The organism is Clostridium sp. (genome assembly GCF_032576335.1).
GTDB lineage: Bacteria > Bacillota > Clostridia > Oscillospirales > Acutalibacteraceae > Faecalispora.
Window position 1 is genome coordinate 314,994 of record NZ_JAWFXC010000001.1, and the last position, 21,567, is coordinate 336,560.

The following is a 21,567-nucleotide window of genomic DNA, read 5'->3' on the forward strand; positions in this document are numbered from 1 at the left end:
AGTTAGTCGGTTCCTTTCCGCAGGGCTTTTGAAAGCGCGCCTGCCAAGCGATTGAGCAGAAATACCAGAATGAGAAGAACCGATGCGGTTGCAAAGGCGATGTTCATTGCATCGGGCGTAGTAGCTTCACGAGCAGTTTGGTACAGGTGCAGCGTTAGCGTGCGTCCACTGCTGAAAATCTGCTGAAAAAAGCCCTTGGGCATTTGGTAGGCAAGGCCAGAGGTAAACAGCAATGCGGCAGATTCCCCCACAATGCGCCCCATGGCAAGAATAACGGCAGTAAGCACACCGGGCATTGCACATGGCAGAACAATGCCAAGAACCACGCGCAGCTTACCTGCACCCAAGGCAAACGCGCCTTCTTTGTAAGTGGCGGGAACCGAAAGAAGCGATTCCTCCGTGGTACGCACTATGGTAGGCAGAATGCAGAGCGTCATCGTAAGGCAGCCCGCTAAAATTGAGATTTGAAGGCGGAACAGAATGCAAAATACGGTATAACCAAACAATCCAAATAAAATGGAGGGGATACCGGAGAGTATTTCAGTCGTAAAGCGTATCGCCTTTACCAGCTTGCCCTGTTTGGCATACTGGGTGAGGTAAATCGCAGTGCAAATACCGATGGGTGCTGCGATGAACAACGTAATCACCACAATGTACATGGTGTTAATAATCATGGGCAGAATTCCCTTTAGCTCCGCTTTTGTTTCGGAATAAGGAGTAGATAGAAACTGCCAGCTAATATAACCGATGCCATTTACCAAGATATACCCCAAAATACCCACCAATACCACGACACACAAAAAGGCTGCACCGTTAATCAACAGCTTTAAAAATACGTCCATTGGCTTTGCTCTGCGGTTGTAAAGGGATTTCCCTTGCACTGCAAGATTGGAATTGGAAGCGCTCGGTTCTAACACTCCGGATTTATTCGGCATGAATCTGCACTCCCTTCTTTGAAATATAGTTGAACATCAGATTTACAATCATAATAAACACAAACAGTACCAGTCCAATTGCAAACAATGCTTCACGGTGCAGACCAGAGGCGTACGACATCTCCATCGCAATGCCCGTTGTGAGCAGACGAACGGTGCCGAGCAGCGACGGCATATTTGCCACGTTACCCGCCACCATAATCACTGCCATGGTTTCACCGATGGCACGTCCTACACCAAGAATCACCCCAGCTAGAATACCTGATTTTGCAGCGGGCAGGGTCACCTTGAAAATGGTTTCCGTTTGGGTGGCTCCCAGTGCCAAAGAAGCCTCACGGAATGTGCTTGGTACAGCTCGTAGAGAGGTTTCTGTTACGCTGACAATGGTAGGCAAAATCATGACTGACAATATTAAAATAACCGCAAGGAGGCTGTCGCCGATGGTGTGTTCTGGGAACACTCCACGAATGGCAGGAACAATCACGAGCATTCCAAAAAAACCATAAATAACAGATGGGATACCGGCAAGCAGCTCCACAGCGGGGCGCACCAGCATGGCTAGGCGCGGATTTGCTGTTTCAGACAAGAACACTGCCGTTAAAATCCCAACCGGAACACCAATGATAATGGCACCAATTGTACCAGCAATGGAAGATAGAATCATCGGTAGAATCCCAAACACATCAGCTCCCGGCCTCCAGCTTTCTCCAAACAGGAAAGAAACCAACCCGATTTTTGAGATTGCAGGCAAACCGGCAGAAACAATATAAATGGTAAGCAAGATAACTGAACCGATGGAGACACAGGCAAACACCTGAAATACCGATTCCGCAAGCCGCTCCACCCCCTGTGTACGCAATGCCAACACCGAGGCAATCAATCCACCCAGTAATGTACATACAAACGGCCATAAAAAACGAATTTCCACTTGGCTGATATTAAGCTGCGTCACGGCAGTTTGAATAGCCCCGGAGGCTGCCATCACCAGCAGCGGTGAAATGCCGGAAAGCAAGAATAACAACCCCGCTATCACTGGCTTTCTCCTTAACACCATCAATAGAAACCCACCGGCAGCACAAAGCAGCCCCAGCAGAATACTGGCGCGCACGGCAAGGGGTATGGTAACAAGGCCGCTTTGCTGTGGGCCAATAACCCAAAAGCCTTTGATAAACGCAAGCTGAACACCGCTCACGGTGTAATTTAATCCACGAAAAACAAATGTAATGTAAGGGAGTAAAAAAGATAGTATGCTTGCCGCACCCAGTGCAGCCGCTACCAAACGGTATACCGCATTCCTCTTTTTTTCTCGTTCTCGGCCCTTTTGGCCGTCCATCGTGTGTTCCATTTATGCCCTCCTTCACCGAATACCAAAGCGCCCCGGTGTATCATTTCGATACACCGGGTAAGCTTTTTTATTAGGTTCAGCCTTTTGTTACTAATCCGGCTTCTTTTATAATTTTCTTACCATCATCCGATTTGATAAACGCAAACCATGCTTTTATCAGCTCGTTATCGCTGCCCTTTTTATAGATCTCAATAAACGGTCTTTGTACTTTATAAGTACCATTTGCAACCGTTGCCTCGCTGGCCTCTACTCCATCTATTTTTAACGCTTTTACAGAGGAGTTTACGGAATCGAGCGATACATAGCCAATTGCCGCGGAATCACTGCTTACTTTGGAGACTACCTCTCCCGTGGAAGAAAGCTCGGCGGAAAGCTTGGTTTTCTCTTTCACTTTAAAAATGGACTCAAAGCCATCGCGTGTGCCGGAGGTAGCCTCACGGCCGATTACGGTAATTTTTTTGTCTTCCCCGCCAACCTGCTTCCAGTTGGTATATTCGCCGGTGTAAATCTTCGCCACCTGCTCACTGGTAAGACCGTCAACCTTATTCTTGGGGCTCACTGCAATGGCGATGCCATCAATTGCAATTTCGTTGATTTCAAATTCAGCCGGTTTTTCCTCATCCTTTAAATTACGGGAAAGGTCACCAATCAATGCCGTTCCGTTATTGACCGCCTTTACCGCATCACCAGAGCCCGTACCACCCTTTTCTACCGTTACCTGCGGGTATTTTTCCATAAACCCTTCGCCAAGCGCCTGGCAAACCTTCGCCATGGAGGTAGAACCATTTAACGTTAATTTGCCACTCAACGCCGCGGTAGATGCTACGGATTGAGAGGGCACTGCCGAGGAAGGTGTGTCGCTTTTCCCCTCAACTGTGGAAGAGCAACCAGTTGCCGCAGTAGCCCCCACCAAAAGCATTGCAACCAATGCCATCATCTGTTTTTTCATATTCTCATTTCCTCCTGAAATTCTCAATTTCTTATTTACATGCTCTTATCTTAATCCCGCAATGTTAAGTTTAAGTTAAACGCATTTTAGAAGTGGTTAAAAGAAAGTATAAAATTGCGAACTTAGAGGTGAAACTTGCGCAAACAATATGCGCGGGAACCACTGTGGTTATATTACACCAATCTCATCCATGGAATTCAGCCGAGCACCATTAAAAGATTTTTAATTTCTTATATTCAAATAGAAAACCTCTCTTTGCCAACGAACGGTTTATGGCCGTTTTGGGGGGCAAAGAGAGGTTTTTGTATTGATTTTTCATATTAGGTTACCACAGGGTCTGGCTCGGCTTCTTCTTTCACTTTCCAATAAAGAGAGCCGTCCGCTTTGCGGCACAAAAAGTGCTGGTCAATCAGCTCACGCCGAAGCAAAAAGTAATCACCAAAGGTGTGCCATTCCTCACACAAGGCATTAACCTCCTGCTCGGTGTAAAAGCGGTTCTCTTCAAACTGCTGTGATAAATAACTTAGCAGAGCTAACCGAACACTCTGCTTCTGCGGTAGTTGTGTGATTTTACCCTCCGGACTTAAAAATCGGGCAATTTTTTTATTCTGCTCCATTGTGATCCCCCTCGCACTGCTTTTCGTTCCAAAGCTCCAGCAGTGCGGCTATATCTATAGCAAACTCCTGTGATGTTTGCGTTTCTGTTTTTTCCAGCTCTTCCAAAACTTCAAAAGAAAACTTACTTGCACCATATTGTTTCCATACCTGTGCCATTGCTGGTTCTGGGGACTGGTTTGTTGAGCAATAAAATGCAAAACGGTTTTTTACCCCTTTTAAATCTGCGCTGCAACGCACCCAGCATTCGCCGGATGGAACACAGCAAATACGGTACACGCCGCCCACCTGCTTGCTGTTTTTATATTGATTCTTCAAAGCCTTTTTCGCTGCATCGTTCATCTTTCTCTCTCCTTTCACTTGCATTATGCATTTACAGCAGGTTAATACATCAACTGCTAGGCACAAGAATATTGTAACCCGCCACATCCAGCAGCACAATCAACGCTCCGTAGAGTTACACATCACATAAAAAAATAACGGCCTCCTTTCTACATGAAAAGAAGCCGTTTTTATTATATTTCATTTAGAATTAAATAAGCACATCCTCCAGCTTACGCTTTGGAACATAATGCACTCCGTTCTCATCGCGGTAGTAAACAACGCTCTCTCCGCTCTCCACCTCGGTAAGCATAATGGTTTCATCTGGCTTGCCAACGGCAACCATCGCCATGGGGATCAGGTGCTCTTCCAAATTAAGCGCTTTCTGCACCGCTTCGGCAGAAAAAGCTCCCAGAATACAACCACCTAGCCCCATCACGTTTGCGGTAAGCATTATTGTTTGGCTTACGATGCCTACGTCCCGCGCAAAACCAGGGCCTGCCGCTGCTATGTTGGTATCGTGGCAGATTACGACAAATGCTTGTGGGCAATGCCCTTCCTTTGGCAGGTGCATTCCCTTGAGGGCACCCGCCCATTTGGTGAGCGGCTGTAATTTTTGCAGTTCCTCTGGTTCATGCACCAAACGGTAACGCAAGGGCTGCATGTTCATGGTAGAGGGTGTAAAACGTGCGCAATCCACCAGCTGCTCTAGTTCCTCGCGGCGAACCTTACGGCTTTCGTCGTACCCGCGTGTACTACGGCTGCTTTTCAGCAGGTTTTTCCAATCGTTCAGCTCCATAAAAAATCCTCTCCTTTATCGTTCATTTTACACGCAAAACAGGGCTTACAATCCCGAAATGCGGGCAGAATAGCTTTGTGCCGTTCCGCACGGCAGTGGCAGTGTAACCGCTTTGCCTATATCTTACCATATTTTTTCCTTTTCTGTATCGGATAAATTGAAATTTAGCACGGCTCGTGGTATACTGTCAAAGTGTTTTCGATACTACTGGATAGACGGAGGAACCTAACTTGAGTGACTATCGATCTTTGATTCAAAAGCGCAGAACCTTTGCGATTATTTCGCATCCTGACGCAGGTAAAACAACGCTGACCGAAAAATTTCTGCTGTACGGCGGAGCCATTGCTCTGGCTGGCTCGGTTAAGGGGAAAAAGAACTCCCGCCATGCAGTTTCTGACTGGATGGAAATCGAGAAGCAGAGAGGAATTTCTGTTACCTCCTCCGTTCTGCAATTTCAATATGAAGGCTACTGCATTAATATTTTGGACACCCCCGGGCACCAAGACTTCTCAGAGGATACGTACCGTACGCTGATGGCGGCGGATTCCGCTGTAATGGTAATTGATGCTTCAAAGGGTGTGGAAGCGCAAACCAGAAAGCTATTTAAGGTTTGCCTGCTGCGTGACATCCCCATCTTCACCTTTATTAATAAGATGGACCGTGAAGCGCGCAATCCTTTTGACCTGCTAGAAGAAATCGAGCTGGAGCTCGGCATTAAGACCTACCCCATGAACTGGCCGATTGGTTGTGGTAAAGACTTTAAGGGTGTTTACGACCGAAATAGCAATCAGATTATTTCCTTTAAAGGGGATAGTGGTAAGCACGAAGCTGAAGCCACCGTTTCAGGTTTGGATGACCCCAACCTGAAAACTCTAATAGGCCCGTACCTGCACGAACAGCTCTGCGACGATATTGAGCTGCTAGATGGAGCAGGCTATGAGTTTGATATGGATGCCGTTCGCCACGGGCGTCTCTCCCCCGTATTCTTTGGTTCTGCTCTCACAAACTTTGGTGTTGAGCCGTTCTTGGAGGAATTCTTGCGCATGACAAGCTCCCCCCTACCCCGCAAGACCATTGAGGGCGAGGTAGACCCATTCGATTCCGATTTTTCTGCCTTTGTATTTAAAATACAGGCCAACATGAACAAGGCTCACCGTGACCGCATCGCATTTATGCGAATTTGCTCCGGTAAGTTTGAAAAGAACATGGAAGTTTTGCACCAGCAAGAGGGTAAGAAAATTAAGCTGTCGCAGCCGCAGCAGATTATGGCGCAGGAGCGCGAAATCATTGAGGAAGCTTACGCCGGAGACATCATTGGTGTGTTCGACCCAGGTATTTTCTCCATTGGTGATACCCTGTGTTCACCCGGCAAAAAAATCCTCTTTGAGGGAATCCCAACCTTTGCGCCAGAGCATTTTGCACGTGTGCGCCAAATGGACACCATGAAGCGCAAGCAATTTGTAAAGGGTATGTCGCAAATTGCACAGGAAGGCGCGATTCAGATTTTCCAAGAGCTGGAATCTGGCATGGAAGAGGTCATCGTTGGTGTTGTGGGCGTTCTGCAATTTGAGGTGCTGGAATACCGTTTAAAGCACGAATACAATGTTGATATTCGGCTGGAGGCGCTGCCGTACCAGTACATCCGCTGGATTTCAAACGATGAAATCGACCCCAAAAAGATTACGGTTACCTCCGATACAAAGAAGATTCAGGACCTCAAGGGTCACCACCTGCTGTTGTTCACCAGCGAATGGAATATCCGTTGGGCGCTCGAACGCAACGAAGGCTTGGAGCTAACTGACTTCAGCCGTGGGTAAACCTATTTTATTTCTAGAAACTGTGCTTCTCTAAAAGAAGCCGCATATATGAAAAGTCCCGCTTTTCTTTCCTCTTTTTAAAGGAAACCGAAGCGGGGCTTTTTTATTTATCTGATTTTTCAAATGCCATGTCCAATGCTGTTTTACGGCTGCGTTTGGTAATCGTGAGGAACAGCACCAGCAGTCCTGTGGTTACCAGATCTGCCACGGCCTGTGTATACAGTATTCCCGTAACCGCAAACAAGCGGTCAAATACAAGCAGAAGAGGAAGATATGCCAGCCCCTGCCGCAGAATGCTAAACACGAACCCCGCTTTACTATAACGAATGCAAAGTAAATACACGGTTGCCATCGACTGGTAGCCATACGTGAAAAACAGCAAGCTTCCCGCGATTAATGCCTGTATGCCAATCGAAATTACCTTTGCATCGTCTGAAAAGGCAGATACAATACTGCCTGCAAACCCAATTTGTATGGCTGAGATTCCCAAACCGCCCAGCATACCCCATAGGTATGCCGTTTTGGTGGCCAAGCGAATCCGCTCTGGCTGACCGGCACCATAGCAATAAGAGATAAAGGTTTGGTAGCCTCTTGAAAAGCCGGTTACCGCAAGCGTTGTCATTCCAATCACGCGGTTGGCAATGCCAAGCCCTGCTACTACCGCATCTCCATGCGGGGCAGCGGCAATATTGGCTGCCGTCATAGATATGCTCTGGAATAAGCTGATACACAACAGCGGTACTCCAATTTTTAATACTGGCTCTAATATCCACCACTGAAAACGAACCTTGCGAAAATCAAGCTTTAAATAGCTTTTACCACGCAAATAATACTGTGCCAAAATGCAGAATGCTACAAACTGCGCCACTGCGGCCGATGCTGCCGCCCCTCGGATTCCCCAATCAAAGTAGAACAAAAATAAAGGCGTAAGCGCCACGTTCAGCACCGCGCCGGTAGATTGTGAAATCATGCTAAGGGAGGCATTTCCCTCAGCCCGCACTAAGTTATTCATGCAGACCGATGGAATATGAAACAGAAAAGAAATGACCAGTATTTGACCATACTGCACAGCAAGCGGCAGAACGGATGCCGAGGCACCCATAAATACTAGCAAACTGGGCATGAACGGCAGCAATAGCTGTGTAAGCACACTCAACAAAATACAGTAAAAGGCAGTGGAGGCAAGTACCGTTTCTGCCCGCTCCTTTTCTCCTGCACCGAGAAGCTCCGCCATATAAGCCGCTCCACCATTTCCAAACAGCAAACCAATCCCCGGCATAATTAGTATTAACGGGTACACAATGGAGATTGCGCCCATGGCCTGCGTACCCATTTGCGCTACAAAAAAGCTGACGGCTAACTGATAAAAACCTGTTACGGAAAGCCCAATAATAGTAGGCAAGCCCAAATAAGCCAGAGCCTTACTGACCGGCGCATTTTCCATAATATCAAGTCTTCGGTTCATTTTTTATCCTTTCCAAGCGGGTATATTAACCACCCATTCCATGGAACATGCAGCGAATCCCTCTGGTCCGCGGCAGAGTAAAGCATTGGTTGCAGCCCGTACAGCGCGCCCGTTCGCCGGAAAGTAAACGTGAAATTAAATCCCCTTGGCAAATAAGCGGCCGACTAAGTGCCACCATACGAATTCCGGAATCCAACACCTTGGCGATGTCTTGCAGGGAACGTACCCCACCAACCAAAATCAGCGGCATTTCCGTTTCTTTCTGCATTCGCGCCGCTCTTTCCAAATAGTATGTCCGTTGGCTTGCTGTTTTTTTCGTAAAATCACAGCCAGATAGTTCCACCGCGGCAACACCAAGTGCTTCCATTTGCTTTAGATAATATAGCAAATCTTCTTCATACTGGTGGTCATTTGCCTGCACGTTACTGTTTACCTTTACAAGGATTGGAAAGGATTCCGAGGTAGCTCGCCGTACCGCCTCGATAATCTCGCCGCAAAAACGGAACCGATTTTCCGCCGAGCCGCCGTATTCGTCGGTTCGCAGATTCATCATCGGCGTTAAAAACTCGCTGAGAAGATAATCGTGCGCCATGTGAATCTGCACTCCGTCAAACCCCGCCTGATAAGCACGGGAAGCTCCCTCTGCAAAACACTCACAAATTTCATTCATTTCTTCGTGTGTCAACTCGCGGGCAAGGCGCCCTTTGGAGTACACCCGTTCCGACGGCGCAACCGGCACTTCTACATCCGCATTGCCGCCAGCATGGTTAATCTGAGCGATAATACAGCCCTCTTCCGCGTGAACAGCCTCCACCATCCGCCGTATACCGGGCAGAAAGCGACCATCGTAGATGCCGTTTTGAGAGGCAGAGGCTTGTCCCTGTGGGTGAATATAAAAATGGCCGCTGATAATCATGCCTACCTCGTGAGAAGCGAGCGTGTGCATAATTTCAAGCTGGCGCCCACTCACGGTTCCGTCTTCGTTTTCAACGCCGTCACGCGTTGCGGAACGCACCAAACGGTTGCGTAATTGCAGGTTCCCCAGCCACATGGGTTCAAATGCTTCGGAATACCCTTTACTGCGTGCAATCATCTCGTAGGTTGGCAATTCTACCTGATAGCGTTTCCCCAAACGCACCACTTCAAACAGCAGCTCGTTCATTTCAGATGGGCCGCCTTTAAGTAAATCTCTTTGCATGGAGGTTGTACTGTCCGGTGCGGTATTGTCGAGTATCTCTAAATTTTCCTGTACTACATCCGTCGAAAAAGGAATACCCATTGCCTGTGCCAACTGCCCAATTTCACCGACAAGGCTGGCAAACACTTCTCTTTTTCTGGGATTGCTGCGAATCTCTCCCATCGTATTTTGGAAGAATACACCTGCTGCCGCCATCGGCGAAACGCAGGAAAACTTTTGAAACGCATCTCGAATGATATTGGTTGAAACAATTACATCGATTCCGCTCTCACGCAGGTCTTTTTCTATCTCGTAAAAAATGGGCGGGCAACTCGTATCCCGATTACCGTATACCACTCGAAACAGAGGGCCTTTCTGCGTAATTTCACCTGATGCAGATTGATACGAGATAATATAAACACAGCCGTCTGCCACTGTAAGGCCGGGCATTCGAACCGCCATTTTCCCCCCTGTGCCATATACATTTAAAATCGGAATAATCATGGTATCTTCCCGAGCTATACGGCGCAGGAACGGATATACATCTTCCATTGAAAACCCTTTTACACAGACAAAAATAACATCTGGTCTGCCTTCGTAGCTTTCCATATCAAACGCCTGCGCATTTTCAATATGCAATCTGCCGCGCAGCTCCGACTCAACAACCAAGCCATTTTCACGAATAGCCTGCAAATGGCTGCCCCTTGCAATAAAAGAGACATCCTTCCCACTTGCGGCAAGGAAGCCACCTATGGCCCCGCCTGTTCCTCCTGTGCCAACAATTAAGTACTTCATGAAAATCCCTCCGGTGATAAAATGACGCCGGCTCTCCGACAAGCCGGATGCATGGCAATTTTTCCCTTATAATAACACCTTTTTCGACACAATGCAAAGAATGCACTCAGTAATAAAAATATGCCGTAATAAACCCGGTTTTACTTTTTTCGAGGCTCTGGCATTATTCTTTCATTGGTGTTTATAAATCAAATTATAAAATGAGCGGTAATAAAAACACTCAAAAGAAAGCGGGGCGAGAAACCCCCGCTCCGCTTAAATGTATTATTATCTTAGGCAGATTTATGTTCTGGTATTCCTGGCCGAAGCGGAAGATTGGCGAAGCTGGAATTGGGACACCAGTGATTTCATCATTTGTGCCTGGCCAGAAAGCTCCTCGCTTGCCGCCGCACTTTCTTCCGCCGTAGCCGAGTTTGTCTGTACCACCGCAGAGATTTGATCCATTACCGTTGTAAGGTGGTCAACCGCGGTAGACTGCTCTTCGGTAACCTCTGCAATTTCACGGTGCTCACGCTGTGTTTCTGCCATGCTCTTTGTTACCGCCTGCAGTGCATCGAGTGCAGCGTCTACCATGCGGGAGCCTTCGGAGACCGCGCTGAGAGAATCGGTAATCAGTGCAGAGGTACTCTTTGCAGATTCCGCACTTTTGGATGCTAAGTTACGAACTTCATCTGCTACAACGGCAAAGCCTTTTCCGGCTTCCCCTGCACGAGAGGCCTCAACAGCTGCATTCAAAGCCAATATGTTTGTTTGGAACGCAATGTCTTCAATTGCCTTTACAATATTGCTAATCTGGGAGGAGGTTTGATCGATGCGCTTCATGGCCTTAACCATACCCTGCATTTTATCGTTACACAAGCCCACTTCATCCATGGTTTGTGAAGCCCATTCACCAGCCTGAACTGCGTTGAGGGCATTTTCTTTTACCTTGTCAGACAAATGGTGTATTGCCGCCGCCAACTCTTCAATGGAAGCAGTTTGCTCGGAAGCTCCCTGCGCCAGATTCTGTGCACCATAAGACACCTGTTCCGATTCGTTGGATACCATTGTGGCAGAATGACTAATTTGGCCAAAGGTATCATTTAAAGAAAATACAATCCTTTCAAAATGGTCGCACAACGGTTGAAAATCACCACGGTACGCATCCCTTGATTGTGATTTTACATTAAAATTCGAGTGTGAAAGAGCTTCCAGAAGAGAATTTAAATCTAAAATAATAGCACGCAGGTTTGTAACAATCACATCTGTTGCATCTGCTAAGCGGCCTGTTTCATCTCTTGCACTAATTTTTGGTACGGGTGAATTGAGATCTCCCTCCGAAAGGGCATACAAACGATCCGCACAAGTGGAGATTGGCTTTGCGATTTTACCCCCGATCCAAAAGGATACTACAACACCAACGAGACAGTAGACCAAAGTTAAAATAACAATCCAAAAAACCTCGTCTGCCCCAGATTTGATTACAAAAGAACTGACAACGCCAAAAGAAACACTCAAAAAGACAATCACAGTTAATAAAATTGAGGCGATTCTGAAACGGATACTTTTCATTTTAAACCAGCTCCCTTAACCTATGTTTGGGGTAAAAACTCCATATGTAAATCTGTTTTTTCGTATCCTAATTTATTGGCTTTACATAATAAGTCGACAAAAGGATATAAGAAAATAAGACCTCATTTAGTAATTTCGTCATGAACTCAAAAAAATTTAGCGCTTTACTAAAGAAATAAAAAAAATACTTTATAAAAACACTTCCGATTATAATTTTTTATTTATGTTACTAATTTTCTAAAGTGTTTTGTCGAACAACTTGACGAATTCCAATTTTTCCGCTATAATTTCCAAGCAAGTGTTTTTACCGCTTTCGCCAAAATCAAAGCAGAAACATACAATGGTATACGCGGGTGGTTTGGAAACTGGCGCGAAAATAGTATAAAACTGAATATCGGGGTGTGGCGCAGTTGGTAGCGCGGGTGGTTTGGGACCATCAGGCCGCAGGTTCGAACCCTGTCACTCCGACCATGGGCAAGTCCTTATAGGACTTGCCCATTTCTTATGCAATTGTTTTTTTCACGACTTTGAAAGGGTCTTTAAGCGGCCAAGTCCAATGCTATGTAGTTTTCAAACGTTTTTAAATATTTGACTTCTCGAGGGAAACTTTCACTTGTCTTAGCAGGTAAAGTGAAAGGATGTTTTCTATTTTAAGGAGACAACAAGATAACAGAAGAAAATTATAAGTATCGCACGAGTCCTCTTTTCCTTCGCAATCAGTTCAAGGGAAAGGGGAAACTGCAAATTCCGGTTATCCTAAAATTTAAATTCAATCAGACGATTTCAATGATTTGCTTCTCATTGGATTTGCCAATAGGAAGCTACCTTATCATTAAAAGCGGATATGTTGTAAGTGAGAATAATGGGTTTATAATAGCATTATACAAACCGGAATGGGTAGCGCATAAAAATGAACTATTGTTGTTGGCTTTATAATATTATTGTGGAGTCAGAGGTTTTTCGTTATAATAAAAGTAGTTTAAAGACTGACTACGGTTTGAGAATAATGGTAGGGTTTCGTCTTTCTTTTTTGAGTGAGGGTATTATGAGCTTAATTGACACGAGCCGATTTATCAGTTTGATATTGCGGCACAAACCCCAAATCATCGGGATTACACTTGATGAGCATGGATGGGCCAATACGAAAGAGCTGATTGCCGGTGTTAATACGAGATACCCATTGGATGCCGCAACACTTGAGCAAATTGTAAGAATGGATGACAAGCAACGTTATTCCTTCAATGAAGATCAGACGCTCATCCGGGCTAATCAGGGGCATTCTATCCCTGTGGATGTTGAATTGGAGGAGATAGCACCTCCGCAATTTCTTTGGCACGGCACGGGCGAAAAGTACACACAGTCTATTGAGGTGCAGGGGCTCATTCCCAAATCTCGCTTGTACGTCCACCTGTCTGCGGACAAAGCTACCGCACATAAGGTTGGGTCTAGGCATGGTAACCCTGTTATTTTTTGTGTCCTAAGCGGCGCTATGTACCGTAACGGATTCAGATTTTACCGCTCAGTAAACGGAGTGTGGCTCACAAAAGCCGTCCCGGCAATGTACCTTCAAAACGAATCCGATTGGCAGGAGATGTGAGTATGGGAAAACGAACCGAGCGTTCTAAAAAGACATATGACCAAATGGCGGCAGAGTATGACACCTCACCTGAGGGGTATTACACCAAACCCCATAAATCGGAGCTAATCAGGCAGGTCATCCTCCGTAATGGGGATAGCGTTCTGGATGTGGCCTGCGGCAATGGAACGCTGTTGGGGGCGCTTTCTAAGAAAGCAAGCATCCATGGGTTTGGCATAGATTTGTCAGAAAAGATGATTGCCGCCGCCAGAGGGCGCCATCCAAAATGCACGTTTGCGGTAAGCACCTGTGCCCCCCTACCCTTTGAAAACGAAAGCATGGATGTTATTACGGTATCCTGTGCATTTCATCATTTTGAGACCCCCCATGCCTTTGCATCTGAATGTATTCGGGTTCTAAAGAAAAACGGAGTTATTTGCATGGCTGAGCCGTTTTTTACCCCTGTGATACGGTTGCTTGCCAACACCGTGGTTTTTCCGTTTTCCAAGTCCGGCGATGTCAAGGTTTACAGCGAGCAGGAGCTGTGCCGGATTTTTGAAGCGGCGGGGTTTCGTGGTATAGAAACCTACATATCAGGCACCGTGCTATTCTTCTCGGCAAAAAAGTAATGCAATTTAAGACTGCTTATAAACGAGATCTTGAATTTCTTACTCTCTACTGACAAATGGGAAAGTTTTAAAAAAAGTTATATTTCTGCTAGTTGAAATCGTTTCGAAAGAACATTGGTATACGGTTCATAACATGACATGCTTATTGTCATATAAACCTTGGTATAATGAATTTATTAAAACCAAGGAGGCTCTTTCATGAATTATGAACTTGTAACCCTAGCTGAGAAAATATTGGTAGGCGTTAGCGCGACTACTGGGAACAGTGACCCTAATATGGGTAATATTATCGGCGACCTGTGGGAGAAGCTCTTTCAAAGTGGAATAAGTGCCACGATTAAAAACAAGGCAAACCCTTACGCTATCGGCCTCTATTCCGATTATAATGCTGACAGCTATTGTGTAACCGTGGGAAACGAGGTCACTAAAGCAGAAAATCCAGAGCTTACAACGAAGAGAATACGCTCAGGAACTTATGCCAAATTCTCTGTACATGGTCACATAAAGAATGCGGTTGCAGAGGCATGGAATGAAATATGGAGCATGGATCTCAATCGTAGCTTCACAGGTGATTTTGAGGAATATTTCAGCAATGATGTGGAAAATTGTGATATTGCGATCTATATTGCTCTTACATAAGAAACCAGTCTTTTCTCAATTTATTGCTAAATTTGATATAACTTTATATACAAAAAGCATCCTAGAAGTTATGATAATGATAGAATTGATCTTAGGAGAGAAGAAAAATGTATATTGCAAATTTGACCTATATAAAATCGTTAGTGGAAGTGGAAAAACATCTTGAAGAGCACATTGCTTTTTTAAATAAATATTATGATGCGGGCAAATTCATCTGCTCCGGCAGAAAAAATCCACGTGTCGGCGGTATTATTGTATTTAACGCAAAAGACGAAACCGAAATGAAAGAGATTATTTCAGAGGACCCATTCCATAAAAATCAAATTGCAAATTATGAAATTATCGAGTTTAATCCCACAAAGTATGCTGATGTTTTTCAGGCGTTTGTAAAATAATAAGTAAGTAGAAACAAAATATTTGAAAAATTATGGATAGCTTAAAAGTTTCGTTGTTGTTTCTATAACTTTAAAGCATTTGCATGCACGTGCTGAATTTTCCAAATCACCGGAGCAGCTATTGAAATAACTTCTTTCATAACACAGATAAATTTTCTGGAAGCCCCGATATTCCGGGCATTGTAAGAACCGAGTAAAATTTAGAAAGAATTCGGTATAGAAACCATTGTGAATTTATGTAACGCTTTAACTAATCGATTTACTACGAAGAAAAAATGATTCTTTTTAAACAATTTAATCTATTACATTAACAAAAGCAGCCCTCTCGGGGCTGCTTTTTGCATGTAATTATGTGTGATAAACTTTGCGGAGTACCCACGGGCCGTGAAAGAATAAAACCTGTTAGCAAAACCCAAATAGAGATAGAGATTTTTGCTTTCTAGCCATGCGATGTTTCCATCTTTCTACTCGTGGTGGTGGTGGCTGTGGCCACAGTGTGCGCCAGCAATCAGCTCCCCTTCTTCGGTCAGGGCTATGCTGCCAAGCTCAAGCACTGGGGTATTACCCAAAAAGTTAGGTCTGGTAGCCCCTTCTGCCACTGTTTTGCAAAAATAATCGTAGAGCGTACTTGTCTTGTACTCCTCATAACTATATCCGCTCAATGGAATGTCGTAGTCCAGAGTGATAAGACCTAAGTCTTCCAGCGTCTGTAAGAAAGTGCCTGCCTCTTTGACTGAATTCATATCGTCCGTTGCTGCGTTTAGAAAAACCGGAGCCAAAGCGGTAGAGACAAAATCTTCCTCCCAGCTATCCTTAATCGTGAACCGGGCTACCGGCAGAAAATGCCTGTGAGCAAGTTCATGGAGAAAGTTCTTTTGATTTTCCGTCACCTCAATCGGCGCGGCAGGGGCATCCGCCCCGCAGGAATGCTTATGGTTATGGCCGTGACTGCAACCACAACCGCAGTGTTCATCGTGTGACATTATGATACTCCTATCGTTTTAATAAAATGATAAATCATTACCTTGACTTCCGGACTCCTTACGCATTGTTATTAAGGGGTCGCGAAGTGATGTGATAATTTGAGAACAAAAAAGATGGGTCGCCCAACAGGCAATCCCAAGGCGCATCAAATGACCGCTCCGTTCGATGATGAATATTTTAAAACAATTAAAACTTATAACGAGCAAGAAAATATTGAGAAACAGAAGCGGTCAAGCGCGAGGTAAGAAAGCCGATGGATGACCTAAAAAATGAAACGAAGCGATGCACCTATCGCAAAGTTAGTCTCCGCTATCATTAAGCCGACAAATACTCAAGTGCAAATACAATATGAACATTGTACCATACGCAGCAAGTCCTTTCAAGCAATGTCAATTTTGCTACTGTAAGGAAGAATTTGATTCGGCATTAAAACAAAAAACCATATAAAGTATTAGCTCCTCGTTGCGTTTATTTAAAAGCACACACCCAACCTATCTTTCTTATTAGAACGATACATTCTCCAAACTGCGCGATTCTAAATTGATATTAGAAATAAAACCCTCCCGAAACGAAAGTTTTCGTCTTGGGAGGGTTTCCATTTTAAAGCTATTTAGAAACTAAATTAACTGATATTCTTTAAGCAGTTTTTCTATATCGGAGCCTGCAATCTTTTTGAGTACCTCACCGAGCACCATTTTGATTTTGGGGTCAAGCTCCATCTCCGTAATCTTCTTGCCGTCGCCCAGCTTTGCGGTAGCATTGAGCAAATCACGAACATCGTAGGTGCTTCCCCAAACCTCAGGCACACCACGGTCAATTCCGAGCAGGGTGTAAACGCTCTCCATAGCGGTACGAACAGAATATTCAATGGTAAAAATGGTATCCCTTGTTGTTTCTGCAAATTGACCAAGGAACGCAAAGTTCACACTGCCAGCCGGAATTACATTCGGGCGGTCACCTGCTTCACGAGGCATAAAGAAAGCGGTAATATAGGGCATCATGCAGGGCACGGTGTTCGCGCTTTTTTCTGCCATTTCTTCAATTTCATTCTCGGGAACACCCATGTGATACAGCCATTCCATGCAAATTTCTTTGCCGGTGCAATCACGCATAGGCTTTTTCACAAAGTTGCCGGGTTTATCTGTAAACAAGGCGTATACCCAACCTACGAGCTGACCCTTGGGCTGGCTGCGGAAATGGGGTTGGCGGTTAAAGGTCCAGCTAAGCAGCCAGTTTGAATCCTTTGCGGTTACGATTCCGCCGGTAACTACCTTGCCACTAAAGGGGTCGCGCTTGCAGATTTTCTGAATGTACGGGGGAATGCGGTCATCAAGAGTTGTAACTGTGGCGGACATCCAATTGCTTTGCTCTGCATCGTAGCAGAATTTATCTGGGTGACCAAAGGAGGGGTCTTGTGCCGCAATCTTACGCCACATATCCCAGCCGCCGCCTTTTTTGATTTCCTTATTGAAGGAAGCGGGAGTGTCTTGGTTGCCGATAGAAGAATTCTCAACGCAGCCGCCATTGGTGATGAACACCATGTCGTTTTCCGTTAGGTCAATGTGCTCCTCACGGCCATCCTGAACAATATCAATACGGGTTGCCACTTTTTTATCAGCTTTTGTATCGAACAGAATATTCTCTACCTTTGTGTCAAAATGGAACTGAACATTGTTTGCTTCCAAATATTTTACTAACGGCAAAATGAAAGATTCATACTGGTTGAACTTTGTAAAACGCACCGCAGTAAAGTCGGGCATGCCGCCAATGTGGTGAATGAAGCGCTTGATATACAGCTTCATTTCGAGTGCGCTGTGCCAGTTTTCAAAAGCAAACATGGTGCGCCAGTAGAGCCAGAAATTCGAGTTTAAAACTTCATCGCTGAATACCTCGGAAATACGCTTGTTATACAGAGCTTCATCCGGAGTAAAGAAGAGGCGCATAATCTCTTGCATGCCCTCATTGGATAAGGTAAACTTGCCGTCTGTGTGGGCATCTTCCCCGCGGTTTACGGTTGCACGGGTTAACGAGCTGTTGGGGTCGTGCTTATTGAGCCAATAAAACTCATCCAAAACACTGGCGCCCTCCGTCTCCAGCGACGGGACAGAATGGAATAAATCCCACAAGCATTCGTAGCGGTTGTCAATCTCACGACCACCGCGGATGACAAACCCGGTATTATCGTATTCGTATCCATCGCAAGCACCGCCTGCAATGGGGTCCTTTTCTAAAATGTGCACTCTCTTGCCGTCCATCTGTCCATCGCGAACCAAAAAAGCGGCGGCGGCGAGGGATGCCAGACCCGAACCAATCAAATATGCAGATTTGCGTTCTACACCCTGCGGTTTTTCCGGGCGTGCCAACGACTCATAATTACCCTTTGAATAGTACATAGCAATACCTCCATAATGGTTTGATTTCTTACTACAATCACCAGTATAGAGTTTTTCGCAGATTCCACAATCAGCAAAAAGAGGGCAATGATAAGAATCCCATCATGAATCGAAAACTGACTATTTTTTTATCATTTTCAGATTTTTGATAAATTTTATCCTTGATATTTCTCCAATGCCCTCGTTACATCCCCTTGAATGAGGATGCTCAGGCGGTCTATAATGACCTGCGGGTCTTCCCGCATGTCTTTTTTAATCCAATGAATTAACAGCCCGACAAAGGCATAGTTGTAAAAGCTGGCAATAAAATCTTTATCCTCTTGCGAAACATTCATTCCTGCTGCTTTTTCTTCAATTACGCCAATCAGAAGATCGTACGTAATCGCATAAAAATAGTCTTCCATTTTTTCGCGGCTAACGGAATGATATACATTCGTAATAAATGGCTTGTTCGCAAGAACCAGTTGAAAAGTTTGTAAAAATCCCTGTTGCCACGTTTCATATGTTTTTTTGCCATTGATGGCCCTTGCCGTTTCTTCTACGCAAATCCACTCAATTAAATCGTAAATATCTTTAAAATGATAATAAAAGGTCATTCGGTTGATGCCGCAATCCTTTGCAATGTCTGACACGGTGATTTTGCTCAGCGGCTTTTGTAGCAAAAGATGCTTGAGCGAATCCTCCAATGCTCGCTTTGTTATTTGGGACATTCGGGCGCCTCCCTTCTTCACCTCAAATAGAAATATAGATTAAAGATATTAAATCACAATTGCGTGTTCATTTAAACGGGAATTTAAAAACATTACAATGTTTTGTTTTAATGCTGGGATTTATTCTTCTTGTGGATGGCGTTCTGCTAAGGCTTTGCAATTTTACGCTCTCTCTCGTACAGTTTGCGAAACTTGTTTCTTTTTATGTCATAAAGAAAAACAATATATAAACTCCATTCTATTCCAACGTTTTAACTTCTTTTGGAACAATTAAAATGCACTATAAAATTTGCAAAATGGAAGTATACAGAAATTCGCACTCCTGCTATAATCAAAGTAATACTACTCGATTGACTTTTCTGGAAGGAGGGATTTCTTTTGGAAGATACCATTTTACCATCGAAAATCTTTTGCTTTCACCCAACGGCGGAAAAAGAAACAAAAAATCGGAATAAAACGGTTTATCACTATACTTCCCCAGAAGGTCTTCTCGCAATCCTTTCCTCACCCAGTATCCGTTTTACCGATTGCCAGTTTCTTAATGACCGCTCTGAATACAACCACATTCATATTCCATTGGAAGCCGCATTCGAAGAGATTCGCTCATCCCTTTACCATACTGGCCTTAGCGAACTGATTCAGGGCTTTATAAACGACAAGTACGATTTCCAAGAATTAGTGGTCGAGAACCCATCCCTTGGGCATGGCGGAACAAAGCTGCTAACGATGCGACATTTTGTTTTTTGTGCTTCCACCGACCCAGACCTGCTCAACATGTGGAACTATTATGTAAAAGGCAACAAATACCAAGGCTATAACCTTGGTATATCAGTAAACGACATCGTGGGCTCTCTTTCAAGTATGACCCAACATAACAGCAAGCTATTTTACGGCCCCGTAATTTACAGCAATAAAGAGAAAATTGACACTTTGAAAAAAGCCATACAGGTTACGGATGAATCTCTGCACCTTGCGCTTGAGAGCATCGCAGATTCAGAGGAACAGGAACTGATAATTCAAGAAAAATACGCAGAGTTAGTCTCTTACCTTGAAAACTTCCGATTGTTTTTTAAAGATGCTTCCTTTTCCAGCGAAAAAGAATATCGTTTTGTTCTACGAATGCCAGAACGGCAAACGGAAATACCGGGCGGTTCGCTTAAAATTGCCTATACCGTTCGGCAAGGAGTGGTAACCCCACATTGCGACGTGCCTTTCCGCAAAAACGGTGTGATTAAAAAAATTACGGTAGCCCCAATGGTAGAAAATTCTCTTGCAACGGCTGGCCTGCAACGCTATTTACAGGACAATGGTTACGATAGCCACATTGAAATCAATGAATCTAAAATCCCAATTCGCTATTAAACGCTCATTTTAAAACACAGAAATGCCCGAAAGAATTGATAGAACTGTTTGTGAGTTAGGAGGAACCAAAATGTTTTATTCCGCACAGTATCCCTCTCCCCTTGGCGCAATCACGCTTGCGAGCGACGGCACGCATCTCTTAGGCTTATGGTTTGAAGGACAAAAATACTTTGGCGGCACGGTAACACAGCCAATGGAAGAAAATCAGGATTTAGCTGTTTTCCACACGGTAACAGACTGGTTAAACCGTTATTTTGCAGGTGAATGCCCCTCTGCGGCATCGCTTCCCCTTGCGCCAAGCGGCAGTGAATTCCGCAAGGAGGTTTGGGAAATTCTCTTAGAAATTCCTTATGGCGAAGTAATCACCTATGGTCAAATATCCGAAAAAATGGCTGCCCGCAGAAGTTTACCGCATATGTCTTCCCAGGCCGTTGGCGGAGCCGTGGGGCACAACCCCATCTCCATTATTATTCCCTGCCACCGCGTTGTTGGTTCTAAGGGTAAGCTAACCGGTTATGCTGGCGGTACCGATAAAAAATTATGGCTTTTAAAACATGAGCATGCAGAGCTTTCTAACACAGCTGCACGTTCCTAGCTCTTTTTCTTTGAACTTCAATAGGACAAGACCCATTATTTTGATAACAGAAACAGTAGAAACCAAGTGGTGGGCAATAAAATATCGGGCAAGATTGCCCATATGTTATTGGGTGCCTTGTTCTTCCAGATAATAAGCTCTTTTAAGTGATTCATCGCTGCAAGTAAATAGAGCGGTGATATTAATACGATGACTGCCAACCAAAATTCTCTGCCAAAAAACAAGCACAGAAAGCCAGCGATTGCATAACCGAGCTCGGCAAAGCCCAGCTCTTTTTGAAAGGGACTTCCCTTTTCCCAACCAATGGATTCCGCCACCATATCCGAGCGAAACACATGGCCAATAAACCCAATGAGCCCACTCAGGGTTACTGTAATCGTTAGCTGATAAAACAGCAGTGTTTCGCTCGCAGCTGCAATCGTTATGCCCTCTGGGCTGCAAAGAACAGCTATGAATCCTGCCACAATTCCCAAAAGCCATGTATACAGAAAAATCATAGAAACCTCCTGAAAAGA

The 21,567-nt window shown here is 44.8% G+C and carries 20 protein-coding genes and 1 tRNA gene; 8 read left to right on the plus strand and 13 right to left on the minus strand.

The features are described 5' to 3' along the window. Positions 1-2 precede the first annotated feature (2 nt). From pstA to E7L17_RS01435, 6 genes are all read right to left on the minus strand, one after another. Entirely contained in the window at positions 3-935 is a 933-nt protein-coding gene (gene pstA, locus E7L17_RS01410; RefSeq protein WP_316321472.1) for a phosphate ABC transporter permease PstA, read from the minus strand. After that, on the minus strand, positions 925-2,280 hold the full coding sequence (gene pstC / locus E7L17_RS01415; RefSeq protein WP_316321473.1) for a phosphate ABC transporter permease subunit PstC: 1,356 nt from the start codon (positions 2,278-2,280) through the stop codon (positions 925-927). Before pstC ends, pstA begins: the two co-directional genes overlap by 11 nt. Positions 2,281-2,356: 76 nt before the next feature. Beyond that, entirely contained in the window at positions 2,357-3,229 is an 873-nt protein-coding gene (locus tag E7L17_RS01420) for a phosphate ABC transporter substrate-binding protein (protein ID WP_316321474.1), read from the minus strand. A 320-nt stretch (positions 3,230-3,549) separates the two neighbouring features. Beyond that, positions 3,550-3,846 (minus strand): DUF2087 domain-containing protein, encoded by a 297-nt coding sequence (locus tag E7L17_RS01425; RefSeq protein ID WP_316321475.1) that lies wholly within the window; start codon positions 3,844-3,846, stop codon positions 3,550-3,552. Further along, positions 3,833-4,186, minus strand: a complete 354-nt coding sequence (locus E7L17_RS01430; protein ID WP_316321476.1) for a GIY-YIG nuclease family protein — start codon at positions 4,184-4,186, stop codon at positions 3,833-3,835. Before E7L17_RS01430 ends, E7L17_RS01425 begins: the two co-directional genes overlap by 14 nt. A 190-nt stretch (positions 4,187-4,376) precedes the next feature. Then, positions 4,377-4,964: a nitroreductase family protein gene (locus E7L17_RS01435; protein ID WP_316321477.1), complete on the minus strand. Its 588-nt coding sequence runs from the start codon at positions 4,962-4,964 to the stop codon at positions 4,377-4,379. Between the two features lie 230 nt (positions 4,965-5,194). Between E7L17_RS01435 and E7L17_RS01440 the strand changes: the two genes are divergently transcribed. Then, positions 5,195-6,781 carry a peptide chain release factor 3 gene (locus E7L17_RS01440; RefSeq protein WP_316321478.1) on the plus strand — a complete coding sequence of 529 codons (1,587 nt, stop codon included), beginning with the start codon at positions 5,195-5,197 and terminating at the stop codon, positions 6,779-6,781. A gap of 103 nt (positions 6,782-6,884) precedes the next feature. Here E7L17_RS01440 and E7L17_RS01445 read toward each other — a convergent pair whose 3' ends face one another. The 3 genes from E7L17_RS01445 to E7L17_RS01455 form a co-directional block, all read right to left on the minus strand. Then, positions 6,885-8,246, minus strand: a complete 1,362-nt coding sequence (locus E7L17_RS01445; RefSeq protein WP_316321479.1) for an MATE family efflux transporter — start codon at positions 8,244-8,246, stop codon at positions 6,885-6,887. A 25-nt stretch (positions 8,247-8,271) separates the two neighbouring features. Next, positions 8,272-10,218 carry a 2-dehydropantoate 2-reductase gene (locus E7L17_RS01450; RefSeq protein WP_316321480.1) on the minus strand — a complete coding sequence of 649 codons (1,947 nt, stop codon included), beginning with the start codon at positions 10,216-10,218 and terminating at the stop codon, positions 8,272-8,274. 282 nt (positions 10,219-10,500) lie between these two features. Beyond that, positions 10,501-11,769 carry a HAMP domain-containing methyl-accepting chemotaxis protein gene (locus E7L17_RS01455; protein ID WP_316321481.1) on the minus strand — a complete coding sequence of 423 codons (1,269 nt, stop codon included), beginning with the start codon at positions 11,767-11,769 and terminating at the stop codon, positions 10,501-10,503. 395 nt (positions 11,770-12,164) lie between these two features. On the opposite strand from E7L17_RS01455, the gene E7L17_RS01460 reads away from it, so the two are divergent. The 5 genes from E7L17_RS01460 to E7L17_RS01480 all read left to right on the plus strand — a co-directional run bounded on the left by E7L17_RS01460 (position 12,165) and on the right by E7L17_RS01480 (position 15,008). Next, positions 12,165-12,240: transfer RNA gene (locus E7L17_RS01460), tRNA-Pro, on the plus strand. Positions 12,241-12,814: 574 nt separating this feature from the next. Then, the gene (locus E7L17_RS01465; protein ID WP_316321482.1) at positions 12,815-13,366 is read left to right on the plus strand and encodes an RNA 2'-phosphotransferase; all 552 of its coding nucleotides are present in this window, start codon (positions 12,815-12,817) and stop codon (positions 13,364-13,366) included. Between the two features lie 2 nt (positions 13,367-13,368). Continuing rightward, complete coding sequence (locus E7L17_RS01470) at positions 13,369-13,974, plus strand: class I SAM-dependent methyltransferase (protein ID WP_316321483.1); 606 nt, start codon at positions 13,369-13,371, stop codon at positions 13,972-13,974. Positions 13,975-14,172: 198 nt separating this feature from the next. Further along, positions 14,173-14,613, plus strand: a complete 441-nt coding sequence (locus E7L17_RS01475) for a GyrI-like domain-containing protein (protein ID WP_316321484.1) — start codon at positions 14,173-14,175, stop codon at positions 14,611-14,613. A gap of 107 nt (positions 14,614-14,720) precedes the next feature. Further along, positions 14,721-15,008: a YciI family protein gene (locus tag E7L17_RS01480; protein ID WP_316321485.1), complete on the plus strand. Its 288-nt coding sequence runs from the start codon at positions 14,721-14,723 to the stop codon at positions 15,006-15,008. Between the two features lie 464 nt (positions 15,009-15,472). Here E7L17_RS01480 and E7L17_RS01485 read toward each other — a convergent pair whose 3' ends face one another. From E7L17_RS01485 to E7L17_RS01495, 3 genes are all read right to left on the minus strand, one after another. After that, complete coding sequence (locus tag E7L17_RS01485; protein ID WP_316321486.1) at positions 15,473-15,991, minus strand: hypothetical protein; 519 nt, start codon at positions 15,989-15,991, stop codon at positions 15,473-15,475. Between the two features lie 618 nt (positions 15,992-16,609). Beyond that, entirely contained in the window at positions 16,610-18,385 is a 1,776-nt protein-coding gene (locus E7L17_RS01490; RefSeq protein ID WP_316321487.1) for an oleate hydratase, read from the minus strand. A gap of 155 nt (positions 18,386-18,540) precedes the next feature. After that, positions 18,541-19,095, minus strand: coding sequence for a TetR/AcrR family transcriptional regulator (locus E7L17_RS01495; RefSeq protein ID WP_316321488.1), 555 nt, complete (start codon positions 19,093-19,095; stop codon positions 18,541-18,543). A 378-nt stretch (positions 19,096-19,473) separates the two neighbouring features. Between E7L17_RS01495 and E7L17_RS01500 the strand changes: the two genes are divergently transcribed. Beyond that, entirely contained in the window at positions 19,474-20,457 is a 984-nt protein-coding gene (locus E7L17_RS01500) for a DUF2971 domain-containing protein (protein WP_316321489.1), read from the plus strand. Positions 20,458-20,527: 70 nt separating this feature from the next. Further along, positions 20,528-21,052, plus strand: coding sequence for a methylated-DNA--[protein]-cysteine S-methyltransferase (locus E7L17_RS01505; RefSeq protein ID WP_316321490.1), 525 nt, complete (start codon positions 20,528-20,530; stop codon positions 21,050-21,052). Positions 21,053-21,087: 35 nt separating this feature from the next. On the opposite strand, the gene E7L17_RS01510 is transcribed toward E7L17_RS01505, so the two are convergent. Next, a complete protein-coding gene (locus tag E7L17_RS01510; protein ID WP_316321491.1) occupies positions 21,088-21,549 on the minus strand; it encodes a DUF6790 family protein in 462 nt (153 codons plus the stop codon). Positions 21,550-21,567: the final 18 nt, after the last annotated feature.

Excerpts from the sequence above, each read along its gene's own strand:
- E7L17_RS01490 (WP_316321487.1), bottom strand. The coding sequence starts at position 18,385 with ATGTACTATTCAAAGGGTAATTATGAGTCGTTGGCACGCCCGGAAAAA.
- E7L17_RS01510 (WP_316321491.1), bottom strand. The coding sequence starts at position 21,549 with ATGATTTTTCTGTATACATGGCTTTTGGGAATTGTGGCAGGATTCATA.
- E7L17_RS01445 (WP_316321479.1), bottom strand. The coding sequence starts at position 8,246 with ATGAACCGAAGACTTGATATTATGGAAAATGCGCCGGTCAGTAAGGCT.
- E7L17_RS01425 (WP_316321475.1), bottom strand. The coding sequence starts at position 3,846 with ATGGAGCAGAATAAAAAAATTGCCCGATTTTTAAGTCCGGAGGGTAAA.
- E7L17_RS01495 (WP_316321488.1), bottom strand. The coding sequence starts at position 19,095 with ATGTCCCAAATAACAAAGCGAGCATTGGAGGATTCGCTCAAGCATCTT.
- E7L17_RS01450 (WP_316321480.1), bottom strand. The coding sequence starts at position 10,218 with ATGAAGTACTTAATTGTTGGCACAGGAGGAACAGGCGGGGCCATAGGT.
- E7L17_RS01455 (WP_316321481.1), bottom strand. The coding sequence starts at position 11,769 with ATGAAAAGTATCCGTTTCAGAATCGCCTCAATTTTATTAACTGTGATT.
- E7L17_RS01430 (WP_316321476.1), bottom strand. The coding sequence starts at position 4,186 with ATGAACGATGCAGCGAAAAAGGCTTTGAAGAATCAATATAAAAACAGC.
- E7L17_RS01470 (WP_316321483.1), top strand. The coding sequence starts at position 13,369 with ATGGGAAAACGAACCGAGCGTTCTAAAAAGACATATGACCAAATGGCG.
- E7L17_RS01505 (WP_316321490.1), top strand. The coding sequence starts at position 20,528 with ATGTTTTATTCCGCACAGTATCCCTCTCCCCTTGGCGCAATCACGCTT.
- pstC (WP_316321473.1), bottom strand. The coding sequence starts at position 2,280 with ATGGAACACACGATGGACGGCCAAAAGGGCCGAGAACGAGAAAAAAAG.
- E7L17_RS01475 (WP_316321484.1), top strand. The coding sequence starts at position 14,173 with ATGAATTATGAACTTGTAACCCTAGCTGAGAAAATATTGGTAGGCGTT.
- pstA (WP_316321472.1), bottom strand. The coding sequence starts at position 935 with ATGCCGAATAAATCCGGAGTGTTAGAACCGAGCGCTTCCAATTCCAAT.
- E7L17_RS01485 (WP_316321486.1), bottom strand. The coding sequence starts at position 15,991 with ATGTCACACGATGAACACTGCGGTTGTGGTTGCAGTCACGGCCATAAC.
- E7L17_RS01480 (WP_316321485.1), top strand. The coding sequence starts at position 14,721 with ATGTATATTGCAAATTTGACCTATATAAAATCGTTAGTGGAAGTGGAA.
- E7L17_RS01420 (WP_316321474.1), bottom strand. The coding sequence starts at position 3,229 with ATGAAAAAACAGATGATGGCATTGGTTGCAATGCTTTTGGTGGGGGCT.
- E7L17_RS01435 (WP_316321477.1), bottom strand. The coding sequence starts at position 4,964 with ATGGAGCTGAACGATTGGAAAAACCTGCTGAAAAGCAGCCGTAGTACA.
- E7L17_RS01465 (WP_316321482.1), top strand. The coding sequence starts at position 12,815 with ATGAGCTTAATTGACACGAGCCGATTTATCAGTTTGATATTGCGGCAC.